An 18,884-nucleotide genomic window follows, 5' to 3' on the forward strand; every position below is an offset into this window, starting at 1 on the left:
TGCTAGAGTCATTTTCGATTTTCCGAAAGACGCCATGAATACAAGCACACTCCCCAGCGGCCTGCAGCTTCAATCCCTGATCACAGCCGACGGCCTCTTGCAGCTCTCGCTGGCCGACGTGCCGACGCCGCCTCCTGCCGCCGATGAAGTCGTCGTGCGCGTCGAGGCAACGCCCATCAACCCGTCGGACATCGGATTGCTCTTCGGCGCTGCCGACATGTCTACCGCACGGGCCAGTGGTTCTGCAGCAAGGCCCGTGGTGACTGCCGACGTTCCCGAGCGCGCGCGCAAGGCCATGGCGGCGCGCGTGGGCGAGGCCATGCCCGTGGGCAACGAAGGCGCGGGAGTCGTGATCGCGACTGGCGATGCACCCGCGGCCCGTGCGCTGATGGGCAAGACCGTCGGCCTGCTCGGTGGTGCGATGTACTCGCAGTACCGCACAGTGAAAGCGGACCAGTGCCTGGAATTGCCCGCAGGCACGACGCCGGCAGAGGGCGCATCGTGCTTCGTCAATCCGCTCACGTCGCTTGGCATGGTCGAGACGATGCGGCGCGAAGGGCACAAGGCGCTCGTGCATACCGCAGCAGCGTCCAACCTGGGCCAGATGCTCGCGAAGGTCTGCGCGAAAGACGGCATACCGCTGGTGAACATCGTGCGCAGCGAGGAGCAGCGGGCGTTGCTGCAATCGCAAGGCGCGCAGTATGTCTGCGTGACGACATCGCCGACCTTCCTGGAAGACCTCACCGCAGCCATCGCTGCGACGGGTGCGACGCTGGCCTTCGATGCAACCGGCGGCGGCAAGCTTGCGGGCCTGATCCTCACTGCGATGGAAGCGGCCATCAATCGCACCAGCAAGGAATACAGCCGCTACGGCTCGAACACGCACAAGCAGGTGTATCTGTACGGCAGCCTGGACACCGGGCCGACGGAGTTCAACCGCAATTTCGGGATGACCTGGGGCATGGGCGGATGGCTGCTGTTCCCGTTCCTGATGAAGATCAGCGCGCAGGAGAGGCAGGCACTGCGCCAGCGTGTCGTGGACGAATTGAAGACGACTTTTGCCAGCCACTACACCAAGGAGATTTCGCTCGAAGAGGCCTTGCAGCTAGGCGAGATCGCGGTCTACGGCCGGCGTGCCACCGGCACCAAGTACCTGATCAACCCGAACAAGGCTGCCGCGAAAGGGTCCGCACAATGATCGTCGAACGCATCTGGACGGCCAACTCGCTGCGCAATTTCAACTACCTGGTCGCATGCCCCGACACCGGCGAGGCGCTGGCCATCGATCCGCTCGATCACGAAAAGACGCTGGCGACCGCGCGCATCAAAGGCTGGCAGATCACGCAGATCCTCAACACGCATGAGCATCACGACCACATTGGCGGCAATGCGGCGGTGGTGGCAGCAACCGGCGCCAAAGTCATTGCGCATCATCGCGCTGCAAAGACGATTCCCGGCGTCGATCGGGGTGTGCAGGCCGGCGACGTGATCAAGGTCGGCAAGCATGTGGAACTCGAGTGCCTGGACACGCCGGGTCACACGATGTGCCACATCTGCCTGCGTTCGCACACCGATGAGCCTGCGCTCTTTTCGGGCGACACGCTGTTCAACGCGGGGGCCGGCAACGTTCACAACGGTGGCAACGTGAACGACCTCTTTGCGACCTTCGTCAACCAGCTGTGCAACCTGCCCGCGAACACGCGCATCTTCCCGGGCCATGACTACCTGGAAAACAACCTGCGCTTCACGCTGGCGCGCGAGCCGGGTAATGAAGCGGCTGCTGCGATGCTGGCGCAAGTGGAGGGTCAGGACCCTGCAAATTCGTTGGTGACGACGCTGGACGACGAACGACGCATCAACACCTTCATGAGGCTTGACAACCCGACTGTGATCGCGAAGCTGCGCGAGGATTTCCCCGAGTTGCCCGAGCAGCCGGATGCGAAGACCGTGTTCACGAAGTTGCGCGAGTTGCGCAACACGTGGTGAACGCATGCTGTCATGCCGGACCCGATCCGGCATCCCGCGCAGCGGCGACGGCCGTTGAAGTCATGGATTGCGGATCAAGTCCGCAATGACAGCCTTCCTAAGCCTGACGGTGCCAGCTATGAAGCGACGACAGATCGTTGTCCCACGGGCTGGTGAAGGTCACCAGCTTGTTGGCCACACCCGACACGCGCGTCCTGCTGATCATCGGCACCACCGGCACTTCGCGCGCGACCAGGTCGTTCATCGCGATCAGGGTGGCGGCGCGCTTGACAGGGTCCATCTCGACCTCGGCTGATCGATAGAGCTTGTCGAACTCGGGGCTGTTGAATCGCGAAGCATTTCGCCCCTGCCACTTGTTGGCTTTCGACGCGATCTCCCAGCTCGCGAAGCGGTCCAGCAGGCGGAGCGGATCGGGCGCGCCCATCGACACGGTGTACATCTGCAGGTCAGCCCAGAATTTGCCATTGGTGTCGGGGTTGCCCACGTCGGTCGAAAAGAAGACCGCCGGCGTGATGGCCTTGAGTTCGAGGTCAATGCCCGCTTTCTGCATCGCCTGCTTGATGACGGCCTGCTCCTTTTGGCGGATGCCGTTGACGGATGTCTGGAACACCAGCTTCAACGCACGCCCGTCCTTCGCGCGCTGGCCGTTCGCGCCTTTCTTCCAGCCCGCGGCATCGAGCAGCGCGCCGGCCTTGTCGATGTTGAATTCGTACTTCGTGTTCGGTGAGCGGAACCGCGCGGGCGCATTGACGAAGTTGCCGGTGGCGACGCCGGTGCGCCCGTAGATGAAGTCCTGCATGCCCTTGCGATCGACGAGCAAGGCGACGGCGCGTCGCACGTTCACATCAGCAAAGGCGAAGTGACGGCTCTTCGGGTTGGCGCGCTCGCCATCGAGTTCCTGCCACGGATCGCTCAGGTTGATCTGCAGGAATTCGATATCGCCGGTCTGCATGATGTGCGCGCGGCCCTTGCCGCCGTCTTCCATGCGCTTGAGCACTTCATCTTCGACCTGCAGGTTCCATGCGAAGTCGTACTCACCCGTTTGCAGCACTGCACGCGCGGCCGACGACGCATCGCCGCCGCCCTTCAACTCGATGGTGTCGAAGTACGGACGGTTGGGCATGTGGTAGCTGGGATTCAGCTCGCCGCGCACCAGGTCGCCCGGCTTGAATTCGGTGAAGCGGTAGGGCCCGGTGCCCACGGGCTTCAGGTTGGCGGGTGCGTCGCGTGACTTCGTGCCGCCATAGGCCGCAAACAGGTGTTTCGGAATCAGTCCATGTGTGCCGTGCACGGCCCAGAACGGCGTCGGCTGCGCAAAGGTCACGCGCACGGTGTGCGAATCGACCTTGGTCATCGACAGGCCCGTCATCGAACCGCTGGTCACCGCCGCTGTGGCGGGATCGCGTCCGTACTCCCAGTTGAAGACCACGTCGTCGGCGGTGAACGGCTGGCCGTCGTGCCATGTCACGCCGCGCTTGAGCTTCCAGGTAACGGTGCGGCCGTCTTTGGAAACGCCGCCGTTCGCAACGCTCGGCACCTCGGCCGCGAGCACCGCAACCATGAAGCCTTCGGGATCGAAATTGACGAGGGACTCATAGAAGACCTGGCACGCTTCGATGTCCTTGGTGCCGGTTGCGAAATGCGGATTGAGCAGTGTCGGGCCTTGCCAGAACAGCAGCTTGAGCGGCCCGCCGCCGCCGCGCTTCGTCGGGGTCCAGGCGGCTGCCTTCGGTTGCGCATGCGCAGCGCCGGAATGCGTGAGCATCTGCGCGGCCAAAGGCGCTGCAATACCGAGCGCGGACATGCGCACCACGAAGTCGCGGCGGGAAATGTCGCCCCCCCGCACCTTGTCGATCAATCGGCGCAAGCCCTGCTCATCCATGTCGTGTCCTTGATTCGTTCATGGGCGAGCATAGTCGCTTCGATACCCGGAAGGCGTCTGCCCGGTCCAGTCGCGGAATGCGCGGATGAAGCTTTTCTCGCTGGAAAAACCCACCGCCGCCGCGACCTGCTTGATCGGCCTGGCGCTGCGGTGAAGCAGGTCCCGGGCGCGGTCGCAGCGCACTTCATCCTTGAGCGCCTGGAGAGATGATCCCTGCTCGGCAAGCTGACGATGCAAGGTGCGGATCGAAATGTTCAGGTGGGCTGCAATGCCGTGCGCGTTGTGGGCTGTCGTCGGGTCCGAGAGCATGGCCTGGCGCACCTGCTCGACCAGCAGCCGGTCGCGCCGGTACTGCAGCACTGTCAGCGGCAATGCGCGTTGCAGCATCAGGCGCAATGCTTTCTCATCGCGGCGCAGCGGGAGCGCCAGGTACTGGGCATCGAAGCGGATCTCTGCGTGGGCCGCATTGAAATTCACCGGCCCGCCGGGAAACATATGGCGGTAGGCGTCAACATGCGGTGGCGCCGCAAACGGAAAACTCGCCTCCTGCAATGGAATGCGCGAGTCCACATACCAGCACGCGAGGCCGTGGATGTTGCGCAGCACATGTACGATGCTGAATTCGCGCTGGGGTGCCGGCGCTGGCGGCTTGAGCTCTTCAATCACGATGGCCGCACCCGCGCTGGCCTCTACCAGGTTGAGGCGAATGTCGTCGGCGATCAGGCTGTGATGGCGGCACCAGCGCTTGAGCGCCACGCCCAGGTCCGGCGACGTGAGCGATGCCCTCGCCAGCATCCCGTAGCTGCCCCACGGCAGCGGGCGCCTGAACGCACCCAGGCCCTCGTCGTCGAGTTCCTTCATGGCCGCGCCGGACAGCACTTCCATCTGGTGTGAGGTGATCCGGGCATCCGGGAGTTTGAGCTGCGCTGGCGCAATATGTGCCAGCTTGAGGGCGTCCTGCGGATGGCGGCCCGCCCGCTGGTAGGCCGCCACGATACATCGGGCAAGTGCCATGGGTGTCGCTGCGGCGGGCTGGCGCGGCTTGTTCATTTGCGCATTGTCGGGCAGATCCAAACCGGCTTGGACTTTGTTGGCACGATTTGCGACCCGCTTGTCCACTCATGCGTCGGCAAGCGGCTAGGATGCGCAGACAAGACAAAAAGGACGCCCATGCCCGCGCTGGAGACACAACTGAACGCCCGGTCCGCCGACTTCCAGGCCAATGCGGCTGCCATGCGCGCGCTTGTTGAAGACCTGAACACACAGGTCGCGAAAGCGGCGGCCGGTGGTGGCGAAGCGTCTCGCGCCCGGCACGTTTCACGGGGCAAGTTGTTGCCGCGAGACCGCGTGCAGATGCTGCTGGACCCCGGCACGCCATTCCTGGAGCTGTCACCGCTCGCCGCGCACGGCATGTACAACGACGATGCGCCATGCGCCGGCGTCATCACCGGCATCGGCCGCGTCAGCGGCGTCGATTGCATCATCGTGTGCAATGACGCGACGGTGAAGGGCGGCACCTATTACCCCATGACGGTGAAAAAGCACCTGCGCGCGCAGGAGGTGGCCCAGCAGAACCGCCTGCCATGCATCTACCTGGTGGACTCCGGCGGCGCGAACCTGCCCAACCAGGACGACGTGTTTCCCGACCGCGATCACTTCGGGCGCATCTTCTACAACCAGGCCAATCTCTCGGCGCAAGGGCTGGCGCAGATCGCAGTGGTCATGGGGTCGTGCACTGCAGGCGGCGCATACGTCCCGGCGATGAGCGACGAGACCATCATCGTCAAGAACCAGGGCACGATTTTTCTGGGTGGACCGCCGCTGGTGAAAGCGGCCATCGGGGAGATCGTCTCGGCGGAAGACCTCGGCGGTGGCGATGTGCACACGCGCTTGTCGGGCGTTGCCGACCACCTTGCGCAAAACGACATGCACGCGCTGGCACTCGCGCGGCAGGCGGTTGCCACGCTTCATCGCCGCACCGACATGCCGGTTGAACTGCGGCCGCCGCACCCACCGAAGTACGACCCCCAGGAAATCTACGGCGTCGTCCCCATGGACACGCGCAAGCCCTATGACGTGCGCGAGATCATCGCGCGCGTGGTCGATGGCTCGGAGTTCCATGAGTTCAAGCAGCGCTTTGGCGCGACGCTGATCTGCGGCTTCGCGCACATCGAAGGCATGCCGGTCGGCATCATCGCCAACAACGGCATCCTGTTTTCCGAGTCGGCGCAAAAGGGCGCGCACTTCATCGAGCTGTGCTGCCAGCGCAAGGTGCCGCTGGTGTTCCTGCAGAACATCACCGGCTTCATGGTCGGGCGCAAGTACGAGGCAGAAGGCATTGCACGGCACGGCGCGAAGATGGTGACGGCCGTTGCCACGGCGACGGTGCCCAAGTTCACCATCATCATCGGGGGCAGTTTTGGCGCCGGCAACTACGGCATGTGCGGCCGCGCCTACTCGCCGCGCTTTTTGTGGATGTGGCCCAACGCGCGCATCTCGGTCATGGGCGGCGAGCAGGCCGCCAGCGTGCTTGCAACCGTCAAGCGCGACGGCATCGAAGGCAAGGGCGGCAGCTGGAGCGCAGAAGAAGAAGCGAACTTCAAGCAACCCCTGCTCGACCAGTTCGCGCATCAGTCGCATCCGTACTACTCCAGCGCGCGGCTTTGGGACGACGGCGTGATCGACCCGGCAGACACCCGGCGAGTGCTCGCGCTCGGTCTGGCCGCGTCGCTGCATGCGCCTATCGGTGAGCCGAAGTTTGGTGTGTTCCGGATGTGATAGGGCACCTGCCCGAAAGAACTCGCAAAGAGACCTATGAGAACAAGTATTGAGATCGATGACGAATTGATGGAGCGCGCCATGCGTGACGGACAGTTCAAAACAAGGAAGGCGGCTGTCGAGGCCGGACTGGCGCTGTTGGTTCGTCAGGCGCAAGGTCGCGAGATTCTCAAATGGGGAGGCAAGCTTTGTTGGAGCGGTGACGACGAGCCTATCGCTCAAACGGTGACCCCATGACCACCATCTACGACAACCCCGACCACGAACTGCTGCGCGACCAGATCGCGAAGTTCATCGCCCGTGAGGTCGAGCCGCACGCCGACAAATGGGAAGAAGCGGGGATGGTTCCGCGCGATGTGCTCCGGCGCATGGGCCAGGCGGGGCTGTTCGGGCTGATGTACGAAGAGGCGTACGGCGGCGCTGACTCCGACGCGATGACCAACCTGGTGTTCGCCGAGGCGCTGTCGCAATCGACCTACGCGGGCTTCATCATCACCGTGCTGGTTCATACCGACATGGCCAGCCCGCACCTGCACCACGCGGGATCGGCAGCGCAGAAAGAAAAGTACCTCAGGCGCGTGATCGCCGGCGAGCTGATCACGGCAGTCGCCATCACCGAGCCGGGCGCGGGGTCGGACGTCGCCGGTATTCGCACCAGCGCCAAACTCGACGGCAATGAATGGGTGCTGAACGGCACCAAGATGTTCATCACCAATGGTGTCCATGCCGATCTGTATTTCGTCGCCGCAAAAACCGGTCCGGGCAAACGCGACATGTCGATGTTCATTGTCGAAAAGGGAACTCCGGGGTTCACGGTAGGCCGCGCGCTGAAGAAGACCGGCTGGCTGTCATCCGATACGGCCGAGCTCGTGTTCGACAACGTCCGCATCCCGCAGGGCAATCTCCTGGGCGAAGAGGGCAAGGGGTTCTATTCGGTGATGAAGAACTTCCAGACCGAACGCATCGCCCTGGGTGCGATGGCTGTCGGTCACTGCCAGCGCGCGTTGCAGCTCACGATCGACTATGTGCGCCAGCGTGAAGCTTTCGGTGCGAAGCTCTGGGACCAGCAGGTGATACGCCAGCGGCTGTCCATGCTCGACGCGAAGACGCGCGCGGCACGCCAGTTCATGTACCACTGCGCATGGAGCGTCACGCAGGGCCACGACATCGTGCAGGAAGTGTCAATGCTCAAGGCGCTGACGGGTGAGCTCGTCAATGAAGTCGTGCAGACCTGCCAGCAGTTCCACGGCGGCATGGGCTACATCCGCGAGACCGCGATCGAAAGGCTGTGGCGCGATGCGCGCGTGCTGGCCATCGGCGGTGGAGCGACAGAGGTCATGCTCGAAGAAGTGGCCAAGCGTTACTGAAGCAATCAACCGGCATTCATCAGGCAATCACCATGAAACATCTGCTCCTGGACGTCACGCGTTCCATCGCAACCGTCACCGTCAATCGCCCGGAAGTTCGCAATGCCTTCAATGAAGAGGTGATCGCCGAACTCACGGCTGTGTTCATGGCGCTGGCAGAGCGCGACGAGGTTCGCTGCATCGTGCTGGCGGGCAGCGGCGCGGCATTTTGCGCAGGCGCAGACCTGAACTGGATGAAGCGCATGGCCGACTACACGCGCGATGAAAACATCGCCGACGCGCAGGCACTCGCGCGCATGTTGCGCGTGGTCTACACCTGCCCCAAGCCGACCATTGCGCGCATACAGGGCGATGTCTATGCCGGAGGCACTGGCCTGGCGGCCGCTTGCGACATCGCCGTTGCGTCCGACGTTGCGCAGTTCTGCCTGAGTGAAGTGCGGCTCGGCTTGATTCCGGCCACGATCAGCCCGTATGTCATTCGCGCGATGGGCGCGCGCGCGGCGCATCGCTACTTCCTGACGGCGGAACGGTTCAGCGCCGCCGAAGCCCATCGCATCGGTTTCGTGCACGAAGTCGTTTCCGCCGACAAGCTCGACGCGAAGGTCGATGAGATCGCCCGCATGCTGGTGCAGAACGGCCCTGGCGCCATGAAGGCGTGCAAGCAGTTGGTCCACGATGTGGCGGGGCACGATATTTCGGCCGGCCTGATCGAGCGCACGGCCATGGCGATTGCCGACATTCGCGTCAGCGACGAGGGCCGCGAAGGCGTGCAGTCGTTCCTGCAAAAGCGCAAGCCGGGCTGGCTGCTTTCCTGACCCCTTTGATTGACGCACGTGGACGCACTTCGCCATCTCATGGATGCACCCCAGCTGCTCGCGCTTGCTGCGGCGCTGGGCTGGGCCAGTGGCATCCGGTTGTACGCGGCGGTGTTTCTGGTCGGCGCGGCCGGGTATATGGGATGGGTCGGCCTGCCTGTCGGTCTGCAGGTGCTGCAGCACCCCGGTGTGCTGGCGGCCAGCGGCTTCATGTGCTTCATCGAATTCTTCGCCGACAAGATTGCGCTGGTCGATTCGATGTGGGACATCGTGCACACCGTCATTCGCATTCCTGCGGGCGCTGCGCTCGCGGCAGGAGCGCTGGGCGCCGACGGCCAGGCGATGGGATGGATTGCGGCGATTCTCGGCGGCAGCCTTGCCGCGACGAGCCATGCCGCCAAGCTCACGACACGCGCTGCGGTGAACACATCGCCCGAGCCGTTCTCCAATATCGCCGTGTCGTTCGCTGAGGATGCATTCGTCGTCTTCATGCTCTGGCTTTCCGCAACGCATCCCGTGATCTTTGCCGTGGCGCTTGTACTGACGCTGGTGCTCGCGGTGGTGTTGATCGTCGTGTTGGTGAAGTTCCTGCGCGTCGTCATCTTGAGGTTGCGCGAATTTTTTGGCGGTCGCAGGAGCACAGCTCCACAAGGAAACTAGATGTTCAAAAAGATACTGATCGCCAACCGCGGCGAGATTGCCTGCCGCGTTGCGGCAACGGCGAAGCGCCTGGCCATTCGCACGGTGGCCGTGTACTCCGACGCCGATGCCGATGCGCGCCATGTCAAGGCCTGCGACGAGGCTGTGTATCTGGGCGGCAGCGCACCCAAGGATAGTTACCTGCGCTGGGAGCGGATCATCGAAGCCGCAAAAGCAACCGGCGCGCAGGCAGTGCATCCGGGCTATGGCTTTCTGTCCGAGAACGAAGAGTTTGCCAAGGCATGCGCAGAGGCCGGCCTGGTCTTCATCGGCCCTCCCGCATCGGCGATCCAGGCGATGGGCCTGAAGGCCGAGTCCAAGCAGCTCATGGAGAAGGCGGGTGTTCCGCTGGTGCCGGGCTATCACGGCGCAGGACAGGACCCGCAGATGCTGCAGCAGGAAGCTGATCGCATCGGTTATCCGGTGCTGATCAAGGCCAGCGCGGGCGGGGGTGGAAAGGGCATGCGCGCCGTCGAAAGCGCAGCACAGTTCCAGGCCGCGCTCGCGTCGTGCAAGCGCGAAGCCATCAACAGTTTCGGCGACGATGCGGTGCTGGTGGAGAAGTACGTCCAGCGCCCCCGTCATATCGAGATCCAGGTGTTCGGCGATACGCAGGGCAATTGCGTTTACCTGTTCGAGCGCGATTGCTCGGTGCAACGGCGTCACCAGAAAGTGCTGGAAGAAGCACCGGCGCCCGGCATGACCGAAGCGATGCGCAAGGAGATGGGCGAGGCGGCCGTTGCCGCAGCGCGCGCCGTCAACTATGTCGGCGCCGGCACGGTGGAGTTCATCGTCGAGCAGCGCGCCGGTGGCGAGATGAATTTCTTCTTCATGGAGATGAACACCCGGCTGCAGGTGGAGCATCCGGTCACGGAAGCCATCACCGGTCTGGACCTCGTCGAGTGGCAATTGCGGGTGGCGTCAGGCGAGCCGCTGCCGATGAAGCAGGAAGAGCTGCAGATCAGCGGCCATGCGATCGAGGCACGCATCTGCGCCGAGAGTCCTGACAACAATTTTCTTCCGGCGACCGGCCGCCTCGATGTCGCGCGCTGGCCTTTGCATGTGGTGTTCCGTCGCAATGCCGATGCCGAACGCTTTCATGAACCCGCACCGGTACGCATCGATACAGGCTTCGGCGAAGGCGATGCGATTTCACCGTACTACGACTCGATGATCGCCAAGCTCATCGTGCATGGTGCCACGCGCGAGCAGGCACTGGCGCGGCTGGACGAGGCGCTGGCGCAGACGCACATCGTGGGCATACAGACCAATGTGCAGTTCCTGCGTCATGTGGTGGGCAGCAAGTCGTTTGCGCAGGCGGACCTGGACACGGCGCTGATTCCACGCGAGGAAGCGGTGCTTTTCAAGCAGGAGCGGCTGGGAATGCCGCTGGCGGTGGCATGCGCCGTGGCGCGTACGCTGCTCCAGGAAAAGACGCTGGCAGGCGCAGACCCCTTCAGCCGTCGTGACGGCTGGCGCTCGCATGGCATCAACCTGCGTCCGTTCGAGTTCGAGTTTCATGGCGAGACCGTGAAGGCGCAACTGTCGTACCTGCACGATGGCGCGCTCATGCTCAAGGCTGGCGATGTTTCAGGTGCGCTGGTGTTCACGAGCGACGACGCAGAGATCGATGTGCAGTTTGCAGGCCAGCGAACACGTGCGTCGGTCTACGCCAGCGGCGAGATGAACCATGTGTTCACGCCGTCGGCGGCTACGCAGATTCTTGCGATCGACCTGCTGGAGCACGCAGGCGTTGCCCATGCGGAGACAGGGCGCCTCACGGCGCCGATGCCGGGCAAGGTCGTGTCGTTCTCGGTCAAGGCTGGCGACAAGGTCAGCAAGGGCCAGGCGCTGGCCGTGATGGAAGCCATGAAGATGGAACACACGATTGCAGCGCCGGCTGACGGAACCGTCGCAGAGCTTTTGTATTCACCCGGTGACCAGGTGAGTGAAGGCGCAGAGTTGCTCAGGATTTCCTGATGTCCGCGAGCATTGGGAGCACCGTGAGCCACAACATGCGTATCGCTTTTTGCTGCACCAACACCAAGGCGGCTCCGTGGATTGCGGGGTTGAGCGCCGCACTTCCGGGCGCCGACATCCACGAGTGGCAACCCGGCGCACCGCAGGCCGATCACGCGGTGGTGTGGGCACCGCCACAGCAGTTCCTGGACGAGCAGCCGCAGATCAAGGGCATCTTCAATATCGGCGCGGGCGTCGATGCACTGCTCAAGCTTCGCCTGCCACCGCAAGCTGTGCTGGTGCGGATCGACGATGGCGGCATGGCCGTGCAGATGGCCGAGTTTGTCTGCCACGCCATCACGCGTCATGTGCGCGAGCTCGACGTGATCGAGATCGCAGCCAGACGCTCGGAGTGGGCGTTTCGCAAGCCGCGCCGGCGCGAGGAATTTCCGGTCGGCGTCATGGGGCTGGGTGTACTCGGCAGTCTTGTCGCCAATGCGGTGAAGCAATTCGACTATCCCGTCATGGGCTGGAGCCGCACGCCCAGGGAGTTGCCTGGTGTGCAGTGCTTCGCGGGCGAAGATCAGTTCGACAACTTCCTGCAGGCCACGCGCATCCTGGTGTGCCTGCTGCCCCTGACCAGCGAGACGCGAGACATCATCAACGCGCGCACCCTGTCAAAGCTGATGCCCGGTGCTTACGTCATCAACGTGGCGCGTGGTGCGCATGTCGTGGATGAGGACCTGATCGCTGCCCTCGATAGCGGGCACGTCGCCGGCGCTGCGCTCGATGTGTTCCGCACCGAGCCCTTGCCCGCGGAACACCCCTTCTGGCACCACCCGAAAATAACGGTCACGCCGCACACCTCGGCCCGAACGCTGCGCGATGAAAGCATTGCCCAGATCGCCGGCAAGATTCAGGCGCTCGAGCGTGGAGAGCCTGTCGCGGGCGTGGTTGATTTACAAAGAGGATACTGACGCCATGATGAAACTGCCGTCCAGAGTCAAGCTCGTCGATGTGGGTCCGCGCGACGGCCTGCAGAATGAAAAGCAACCCGTGCCTGCCGAAATCAAGATCGGTCTTGTGCATCGCCTGCAGGATGCGGGCCTCAAGGACATCGAGGTCACCAGCTTCGTGTCGCCCAAGTGGGTGCCGCAGATGGCCGACAACGCGCAGGTGATGGCGGGCATCGAGCGCCGGCCCGACGTTCGCTACTCGGTCCTCACGCCCAACATGAAGGGTTTCGAAGCGGCAGTGCTGACCAGGCCCGACGAGATTTCGGTGTTCGGCGCGGCCAGCCAGGCATTCAGCCAGCGCAACATCAATTGCTCCATCGAGGAAAGCATCGAGCGCTTCGCGCCTGTCATCGAGGCTGCAAAGGCAAAGGGCATCTACACGCGCGGCGCCATCTCTTGTGCGGTTGGCTGTCCTTACGAAGGCGAGATTGCACCGGAGCGGGTTGAACTCGTCGCGCGGTTGTTCAGGCAGATCGGCGTCGAGCATGTGGTGGTCTGCGACACGATCGGCACCGGAACGCCGGTGAAGGTGCAGCGTGCGATTGAAGCCGCCCTCAAGTATTACGAGCTCGACAAGGTGTCGGGTCACTATCACGACACGTATGGCCAGGCGATTGGCAATACGCTCGCATCGCTGGAGATGGGCGTGTGGCAGTACGACACCTCGTCAGCCGGCCTGGGCGGCTGTCCGTACGCCAAGGGCGCGACCGGCAACGTGGCGACGGAGGACGTGGTTTACATGCTGCATGGCATGGGGATCGAGACCGGCATCGACCTGGACAAGCTGATCGACGCCGGCAAGTACATCAGCGACTTCCTGCAGCGCAAGCCGAATTCGCGCGCATCGACGGCGATCCTGAACAAGCGGGCCGGCTGATGGCTGTGATGGCTGTGATGGGTGGAGGGATCGACTGTGTGCGGTGCTGAATTGACTTCGCTACCCGAGGGCGTGCAGCGCGTGGCGCGCGCGCTGTCGGACAAGGGCCATCCGCATCCTCCGGTGATGCTGGACGATGCGGCGCGCACGGCGCAGCAGGCGGCAGATGCGCTGGGCATCGAACTGGGCCAGATTGCCAAGAGCATCATCTTTCGTCGCAAGTCAGACGACATGGCGGTGCTCGTCATCACCTCGGGCGACCGCCGCGTGGACGAGAAGAAGGTGGAAGCGCTGGTCGGCAATGGCGGCAAGCTGGGGCGCGCAGATGCGGATTTTGTGAAGAGCAGGACCGGTTATTCCATCGGCGGGGTATCGCCTGTCGCCCATGCGCAACCGCCGGTGACCTTGATCGATCGCGAGCTGTTCCGGTTTGAAGAGATCTGGGCGGCGGCGGGTCATCCGCACGGCGTGTTCAGGCTCAGGCCGCATGACCTTGAGCGCCTGACCGGTGCGCCAGTTGCCGATGTCGTGCAGCAGGTCGAGGGCAGTTGATGTCCGTCGTTGGGTTGCTGGCCGAGCGTGCGAGGCTGGTCGCTGATGGCGGCCTGGTTGAAGTGCCTTCGCCGTGTATCTCGGTGTGTCGCATGGACCCTGTCACGCAGTGGTGTGAAGGTTGCTTTCGCACACTGGATGAAATCGCCGCCTGGAGTGGCTTGGCCGCTGATGAAAAAAAGCAGGTGTGGCAAACCATTGCCCTGAGATTGCCAACGCCATGAAGCACATCACGTTCTACCTTGACTTCATTTCGCCGTACGCATACCTCGCGTTCGAGAAACTGCCGCAGGCGCTGGAGGGCCTGAGCTACAGCGTTGAATACAAGCCCGTGCTCTTTGCGGGCCTGCTCAAGCATCATGGGCAATTGGGCCCGGCCGAAATCGCTGGCAAGCGGGAGTGGACGTATCGGCAGGTCTTGTGGCTGGCGCATGGCAACGGCATCGAGATGCAGATGCCGCAGGCGCATCCGTTCAATCCGTTGGCCTTGCTTCGCCTGGCTGTTGCTTGCGGCCCCAATCGCTACAACTGTGAGGCGATCTTCAGGCACGTGTGGCGAGGTGGGGCCGATGCAGCAGACGCGCAGCGTCTCGAAGCCTTGCGCAACGCGTTGCAGCCGCGGCTTGATCCAGCCGGTGCATCCGTCAAGGACGAACTGAAGGCGAACACCGATCGCGCCATTGAACTCGGTCTGTTCGGTGTGCCTGCGTTTATCGTGGACGGTAAGGTGTTCTGGGGGTTTGATGCACTGCCGATGCTGCGGGCATATCTCAGCGGTGACGAATGGTTTGAGCGCGAGTGGGACGCGGCCGCGCGCCTGCCGCAACAACAGCGCGCGCGACCGTAAACCAGGTTGTCATGCCGGACTTGATCCGGCATCCACCGCGAAGCGGACGCGGCGCTTGAATAAAGATGGATTGCGGGTCAAGCCCGCAATGACAGCCTTGGGCCCCGCGATGACAGCCTTGGGCCCCGCGATGACAGCCCTCAACGCAATGACAGCCTTGGGGCCACGCCATGACAGCCTTCAGTGCACTGATTCCGATGCATCCTTGTGCATCTCGCGATGCTCGCCCATCTCAGGCTTGTTGCCGGTGACAGCTGCGGTCGCCATCTTCAGCAGCTGCGTGACCTTGCTTTCATGCACGTTCCAGTACTCGGCGTCCAGGATCTCGACCTTCATCAGTTCAAGATCCGGGTCTTCGTAGCCGCCCGGGAACCAGGCCTTGGCCAGTGCGTTGAACAGTTCCTTTTTCTTGGCCATGTCTTCGGAGACGGTTGCGTTGCCCGAGATTGAGACCCAGGAATCGTCCTTGAGGTTTCCATAGGCCACGCAGACGTTGCCATCAGCCTGGATGCGCTGGCCCAACTCGCTCTTTCTGGAGACGAAGAAGTAAAGCGGCTCACCCGGTTCGAGCGTGCGGTTTTGCGTCGTCAGCGGGTGTGCGTGCAGATGCCCGTTCGGGTGGCGGTGCGTCACCAACGCGAAACGGGTGTCCTTGATCAGGGTCCACAGCGCTTCGTGAAAAGTCTTGCCGGTCGTGTCGTTGCTCATGCGTTGTCCTTGCTTTGATTACTTTGCAAAGGACCATCCTGTGCTTCGCTGGCGATGCGGCCGGTCGGCGGCGGACGCCCCAGCCTGTGAGATTTGGCTGACTTGCCGCATCGTGAAACAGCAAGCGAGGGTTTCACCCTAATCCGTCAGAGCGCGTTCAGTTTCGCGCAAGGCTGTGTTGGTTTCGCGTCAGAGGTGGGTCAGAGCGGGGCCCAAGAATCGGTCCCCATGCGTTCAACCCGGACGCGAATCATTGGAGACAAGCAATGGCAGCAGCAATAGCCCCGAGGCCGATGACGCCCGAAGAGAAAAAGGTGATCTTCGCGTCATCCCTGGGTACCGTGTTCGAGTGGTACGACTTCTATCTGTATGGCTCGCTCGCAGCCATCATCGCCAAGCAGTTCTTCTCGGGCCTGGATGCAGGCTCTGCCTTCATCTTCGCGCTGCTGGCTTTCGCGGCGGGCTTCATCGTTCGTCCGTTCGGCGCGATCTTCTTCGGCCGCCTGGGCGACATGATCGGACGCAAGTACACGTTCCTGGTCACCATCCTGATCATGGGCCTGTCCACATTCATCGTCGGCATCCTGCCCACCTACGCGACCATCGGTGTCGCCGCGCCCATCATCCTGATCGTGCTTCGCCTGCTGCAGGGCCTGGCGCTCGGCGGTGAGTACGGCGGCGCAGCAACTTACGTCGCCGAGCATTCGCCGCACGGCAAGCGCGGTGCTTACACGGCGTGGATCCAGACGACTGCAACGCTGGGCCTGTTCCTGTCGCTGATGGTCATCCTGGGCACGCAGACGCTGCTCGGCCCGGTTGCTTTTGCCGACTGGGGCTGGCGTGTTCCGTTCATCGGCTCCATCTTGCTGCTCGGCATCTCGGTGTGGATTCGCCTGTCGATGAATGAGTCGCCTGCGTTCCAGAAGATGAAGGCCGAGGGCCGCACTTCCAAGGCGCCGCTGACCGAATCGTTCGGTGAGTGGAAGAACCTGAAGATCGTGATCCTGGCGCTGGTCGGCCTGACGGCTGGACAAGCGGTGGTCTGGTATTCGGGCCAGTTCTACGCGCTGTTCTTCATGACGCAGGCGCTCAAGGTCGACGGCCCGACGGCCAACATTTTGGTTGCGATGTCGCTGCTGATCGGCACGCCGTTCTTTGTCGTGTTCGGCTCGCTGTCCGACAAGATCGGCCGCAAGCCCATCATCATGGCCGGTTGCCTGCTGGCCGCGCTGACGTACTTCCCGGTGTTCGGCGCGCTGACCAAGGCGGCCAATCCTGATCTCGCAGCCGCTCAAGTCAAGAACAAGGTCGTCGTGACGGCTGACCCGAACGAGTGCTCGTTCCAGTTCAACCCCACCGGCACCGTCAAGTTCACCAGCTCGTGCGACATCGCCAAGCAGGTGCTGGCAGGCGCTTCGGTGAGTTATGAAAACGTCGCCGCTCCGGCCGGCACGGTGGCGTCGATCAAGATCGGCGAGCAGGTCATCACCGGCTACAGCAGCAAGGGTCTTGCCGCCGATGATGTCAAGAAGAAGGACGCCGAGTTCAAGAAACTGGTGGCCGACGACCTGAAGGCAGCCGGATACCCGACCAAGGCCGACCCCGCCAAGATGAACAAGTTCCTGGTGGTGCTTATCCTCACCTACCTCGTGATCCTGGTGACGATGGTCTATGGCCCGATCGCCGCGATGCTGGTCGAGATGTTCCCGACGCGCATCCGCTACACCTCGATGAGCCTGCCGTATCACATCGGCAATGGCTGGTTCGGTGGCCTGCTGCCGACGACTGCCTTCGCCATCGTGGCGCAGACCGGTAACATGTACAACGGCCTCTGGTACCCGATCATCATCGCTGCCGCGACCTTCGTCATCGGCACGCTGTTCATCAAGGAGACCAAGGATGTCGACATCTACGCCAACGATTGAGCGCAGCATGTCCCGTGTTCAACAAATATTCAGGAGACAGTCATGTGGAAGCTTGTAGTCGGTTTCATCGTGTTCGCCGCGGTGGCCATGTACGTCATCATGAAAGGTGGCGACAGCATTGACATGAGTGGCGAGAAGCACGGAACCGAAGCCATCCACGCACCCGATCCGGCGCATCCGGCGTCGGGAGCGTCTGCGCCGAAATAGTTCGCGCTTGTGATGTAAAAAGGGCGCCCTGGTGGCGCCCTTTTTGTTCGTGCTGCGTTGCCGCTTCGCGGTGGATGCCGGGTCGAGCCCGGCATGACAGTTCCCTTGACTGTCATTGCGGACTTGATCCGCAATCCATCCCCTAACGCTTGAACTTGCCGTCCAGGCCGATGATGGACAGGTCAGCAAAGTCCAGGCCGGTATGGTCGGCCGGGCCATAGCCGACTTCCAGGCCGCCCAGGTCATAGCGTTCCATTTTTTCGAGGGCTGCGAGCACTTTCTCGCGCGTCGGTTTGGGGCCGGCGCGGCGCAGGGCCTCCACCAATACCTTGCCCGCTGCGAATCCTTCGAGCATGGCTGGAGACAGCTCTTTCACGCCCTTTTCCTTGGCCAGAGCCAACGCTTCCTGCACGAACCGGTAACTGAACGAGCGTTCGTTGGGGAAGACCTGCGTCACGATCACGCCCCTGCTGGCGGTGCCCAGCAGCTTGATGAAGCCGCCCGACGCATTGTTGGAAAGAGTGACCACCTGCGCCGCTGATCCAGCAGCGCGCAGGGCCTTGACGCCGTCCGACACCGCCTGACCGGTCCCGATCCAGATCACGGCCTGGGCGTTGGCCTGGACGATGGCGGGCACGATGGCCGTGAAATCCGGTTTGTTGCGGTCGGCCTTCACGACGGCAGCGGCCTTGATGCCGGCCTTCAGAAATCCCTTCGTGGCGCCTTCGAGCCCATCGCGACCGAAGGAGTCATCGACGTGCACGACCGCGATGCGTCCGATGCCCAGCGTGTGCAGGTGTTCGATGGCTTTTTCGGCCTCTCGCTGGTAGGACGAGCGCACATTGAACACATGGCGGTTGACCGGGGAGTGCAGCAGCATCGCGCCGGTGGACGGTGCGACCAGCGCGAGGTCGTGCGTCTGCAGCAGCGGCAGGATGGCTTCGGTATGGGGTGTGCCGCGGGTCATGAACAGCGCGACCGCGTTCTTGTCCTGGATCAGGATGCGCGCATTTTCGGCCGCCTGCTTCACGTCAAAACGGTCGTCCAGCGTGATGAGCTCGATCTGCTCGCCCTTGAGTCCGCCCTTGGCGTTGACGCTGTCGATGATGAGGCGGGCGCCTTCGATGGCCTCCTTGACCGTGGCCCCGACGGGGCCTGTGACCCCTGCGGTCTGGCCGATGACGATCTGTGCGTTGGCGTTTGCCAGCAGGGTTGCCAGCGCAACGGCGCCGACGGTGCGATACCAGTGTTTCACGAAGTGTCTCC

At 63.0% G+C, this 18,884-nt stretch carries 19 protein-coding genes; 15 read left to right on the forward strand and 4 right to left on the reverse strand.

Going from position 1 to position 18,884, the window contains the following annotated elements; translation table 11 throughout:
- Positions 1-34: 34 nt before the first annotated feature.
- Both AQ12_RS09210 and AQ12_RS09215 read left to right on the forward strand, forming a co-directional pair.
- The gene (locus tag AQ12_RS09210) at positions 35-1,198 is read left to right on the forward strand and encodes a zinc-binding dehydrogenase (RefSeq protein WP_048439573.1); all 1,164 of its coding nucleotides are present in this window, start codon (positions 35-37) and stop codon (positions 1,196-1,198) included.
- On the forward strand, positions 1,195-1,986 hold the full coding sequence (locus AQ12_RS09215; protein WP_048439574.1) for a hydroxyacylglutathione hydrolase: 792 nt from the start codon (positions 1,195-1,197) through the stop codon (positions 1,984-1,986). The genes AQ12_RS09210 and AQ12_RS09215 overlap by 4 nt, the downstream gene beginning before the upstream one ends.
- 97 nt (positions 1,987-2,083) lie before the next feature.
- On the opposite strand, the gene AQ12_RS09220 is transcribed toward AQ12_RS09215, so the two are convergent.
- Together AQ12_RS09220 and AQ12_RS09225 are read right to left on the reverse strand one after the other, a co-directional pair.
- Positions 2,084-3,868 carry a peptide ABC transporter substrate-binding protein gene (locus AQ12_RS09220; RefSeq protein ID WP_048439575.1) on the reverse strand — a complete coding sequence of 595 codons (1,785 nt, stop codon included), beginning with the start codon at positions 3,866-3,868 and terminating at the stop codon, positions 2,084-2,086.
- Between the two features lie 18 nt (positions 3,869-3,886).
- Positions 3,887-4,918, reverse strand: a complete 1,032-nt coding sequence (locus AQ12_RS09225) for an AraC family transcriptional regulator (RefSeq protein ID WP_048439782.1) — start codon at positions 4,916-4,918, stop codon at positions 3,887-3,889.
- A gap of 120 nt (positions 4,919-5,038) precedes the next feature.
- Here AQ12_RS09225 and AQ12_RS09230 point away from each other — a divergent pair, with 120 nt between their 5' ends.
- Genes AQ12_RS09230 through AQ12_RS09275 form a run of 11 tightly spaced genes read left to right on the forward strand, consistent with a single transcriptional unit; the run spans position 5,039 to position 14,778 of the window.
- The gene (locus AQ12_RS09230) at positions 5,039-6,646 is read left to right on the forward strand and encodes a carboxyl transferase domain-containing protein (RefSeq protein ID WP_048439576.1); all 1,608 of its coding nucleotides are present in this window, start codon (positions 5,039-5,041) and stop codon (positions 6,644-6,646) included.
- A 36-nt stretch (positions 6,647-6,682) separates the two neighbouring features.
- Complete coding sequence (locus AQ12_RS09235) at positions 6,683-6,883, forward strand: type II toxin-antitoxin system VapB family antitoxin (protein WP_048439577.1); 201 nt, start codon at positions 6,683-6,685, stop codon at positions 6,881-6,883.
- Entirely contained in the window at positions 6,880-8,013 is a 1,134-nt protein-coding gene (locus AQ12_RS09240; protein ID WP_048439578.1) for an acyl-CoA dehydrogenase family protein, read from the forward strand. The genes AQ12_RS09235 and AQ12_RS09240 overlap by 4 nt, the downstream gene beginning before the upstream one ends.
- Before the next feature lie 32 nt (positions 8,014-8,045).
- Positions 8,046-8,828: an enoyl-CoA hydratase/isomerase family protein gene (locus AQ12_RS09245; protein WP_048439579.1), complete on the forward strand. Its 783-nt coding sequence runs from the start codon at positions 8,046-8,048 to the stop codon at positions 8,826-8,828.
- A gap of 39 nt (positions 8,829-8,867) precedes the next feature.
- The gene (locus AQ12_RS09250; RefSeq protein WP_048439580.1) at positions 8,868-9,488 is read left to right on the forward strand and encodes a DUF4126 domain-containing protein; all 621 of its coding nucleotides are present in this window, start codon (positions 8,868-8,870) and stop codon (positions 9,486-9,488) included.
- A complete protein-coding gene (locus AQ12_RS09255) occupies positions 9,489-11,507 on the forward strand; it encodes an acetyl/propionyl/methylcrotonyl-CoA carboxylase subunit alpha (protein WP_048439581.1) in 2,019 nt (672 codons plus the stop codon). It abuts the gene before it with no gap.
- A gap of 35 nt (positions 11,508-11,542) precedes the next feature.
- On the forward strand, positions 11,543-12,463 hold the full coding sequence (locus tag AQ12_RS09260) for a glyoxylate/hydroxypyruvate reductase A (protein WP_048439783.1): 921 nt from the start codon (positions 11,543-11,545) through the stop codon (positions 12,461-12,463).
- A gap of 7 nt (positions 12,464-12,470) precedes the next feature.
- Positions 12,471-13,379, forward strand: a complete 909-nt coding sequence (locus AQ12_RS09265) for a hydroxymethylglutaryl-CoA lyase (RefSeq protein WP_048439784.1) — start codon at positions 12,471-12,473, stop codon at positions 13,377-13,379.
- 36 nt (positions 13,380-13,415) lie between these two features.
- Entirely contained in the window at positions 13,416-13,931 is a 516-nt protein-coding gene (locus tag AQ12_RS09270) for a YbaK/EbsC family protein (protein WP_048439582.1), read from the forward strand.
- Positions 13,931-14,155: a DUF1289 domain-containing protein gene (locus tag AQ12_RS22445; RefSeq protein WP_082151495.1), complete on the forward strand. Its 225-nt coding sequence runs from the start codon at positions 13,931-13,933 to the stop codon at positions 14,153-14,155. The genes AQ12_RS09270 and AQ12_RS22445 overlap by 1 nt, the downstream gene beginning before the upstream one ends.
- On the forward strand, positions 14,152-14,778 hold the full coding sequence (locus AQ12_RS09275; RefSeq protein ID WP_048439583.1) for a 2-hydroxychromene-2-carboxylate isomerase: 627 nt from the start codon (positions 14,152-14,154) through the stop codon (positions 14,776-14,778). Before AQ12_RS22445 ends, AQ12_RS09275 begins: the two co-directional genes overlap by 4 nt.
- 180 nt (positions 14,779-14,958) lie before the next feature.
- Here AQ12_RS09275 and AQ12_RS09280 read toward each other — a convergent pair whose 3' ends face one another.
- Positions 14,959-15,486, reverse strand: coding sequence for a pyridoxamine 5'-phosphate oxidase family protein (locus AQ12_RS09280; RefSeq protein WP_048439584.1), 528 nt, complete (start codon positions 15,484-15,486; stop codon positions 14,959-14,961).
- A gap of 266 nt (positions 15,487-15,752) precedes the next feature.
- On the opposite strand from AQ12_RS09280, the gene AQ12_RS09285 reads away from it, so the two are divergent.
- Both AQ12_RS09285 and AQ12_RS23135 read left to right on the forward strand, forming a co-directional pair.
- Positions 15,753-17,411: an MFS transporter gene (locus AQ12_RS09285; protein WP_048439585.1), complete on the forward strand. Its 1,659-nt coding sequence runs from the start codon at positions 15,753-15,755 to the stop codon at positions 17,409-17,411.
- A 42-nt stretch (positions 17,412-17,453) separates the two neighbouring features.
- A complete protein-coding gene (locus tag AQ12_RS23135) occupies positions 17,454-17,618 on the forward strand; it encodes a hypothetical protein (RefSeq protein WP_193387969.1) in 165 nt (54 codons plus the stop codon).
- Positions 17,619-17,760: 142 nt separating this feature from the next.
- Here AQ12_RS23135 and AQ12_RS09290 read toward each other — a convergent pair whose 3' ends face one another.
- A complete protein-coding gene (locus tag AQ12_RS09290) occupies positions 17,761-18,873 on the reverse strand; it encodes an ABC transporter substrate-binding protein (protein WP_048439586.1) in 1,113 nt (370 codons plus the stop codon).
- Between the last annotated feature and the right edge of the window lie 11 nt (positions 18,874-18,884).

Source organism: Caenimonas sp. SL110 (genome assembly GCF_001044395.1).
Lineage (GTDB): Bacteria > Pseudomonadota > Gammaproteobacteria > Burkholderiales > Burkholderiaceae_C > Ramlibacter.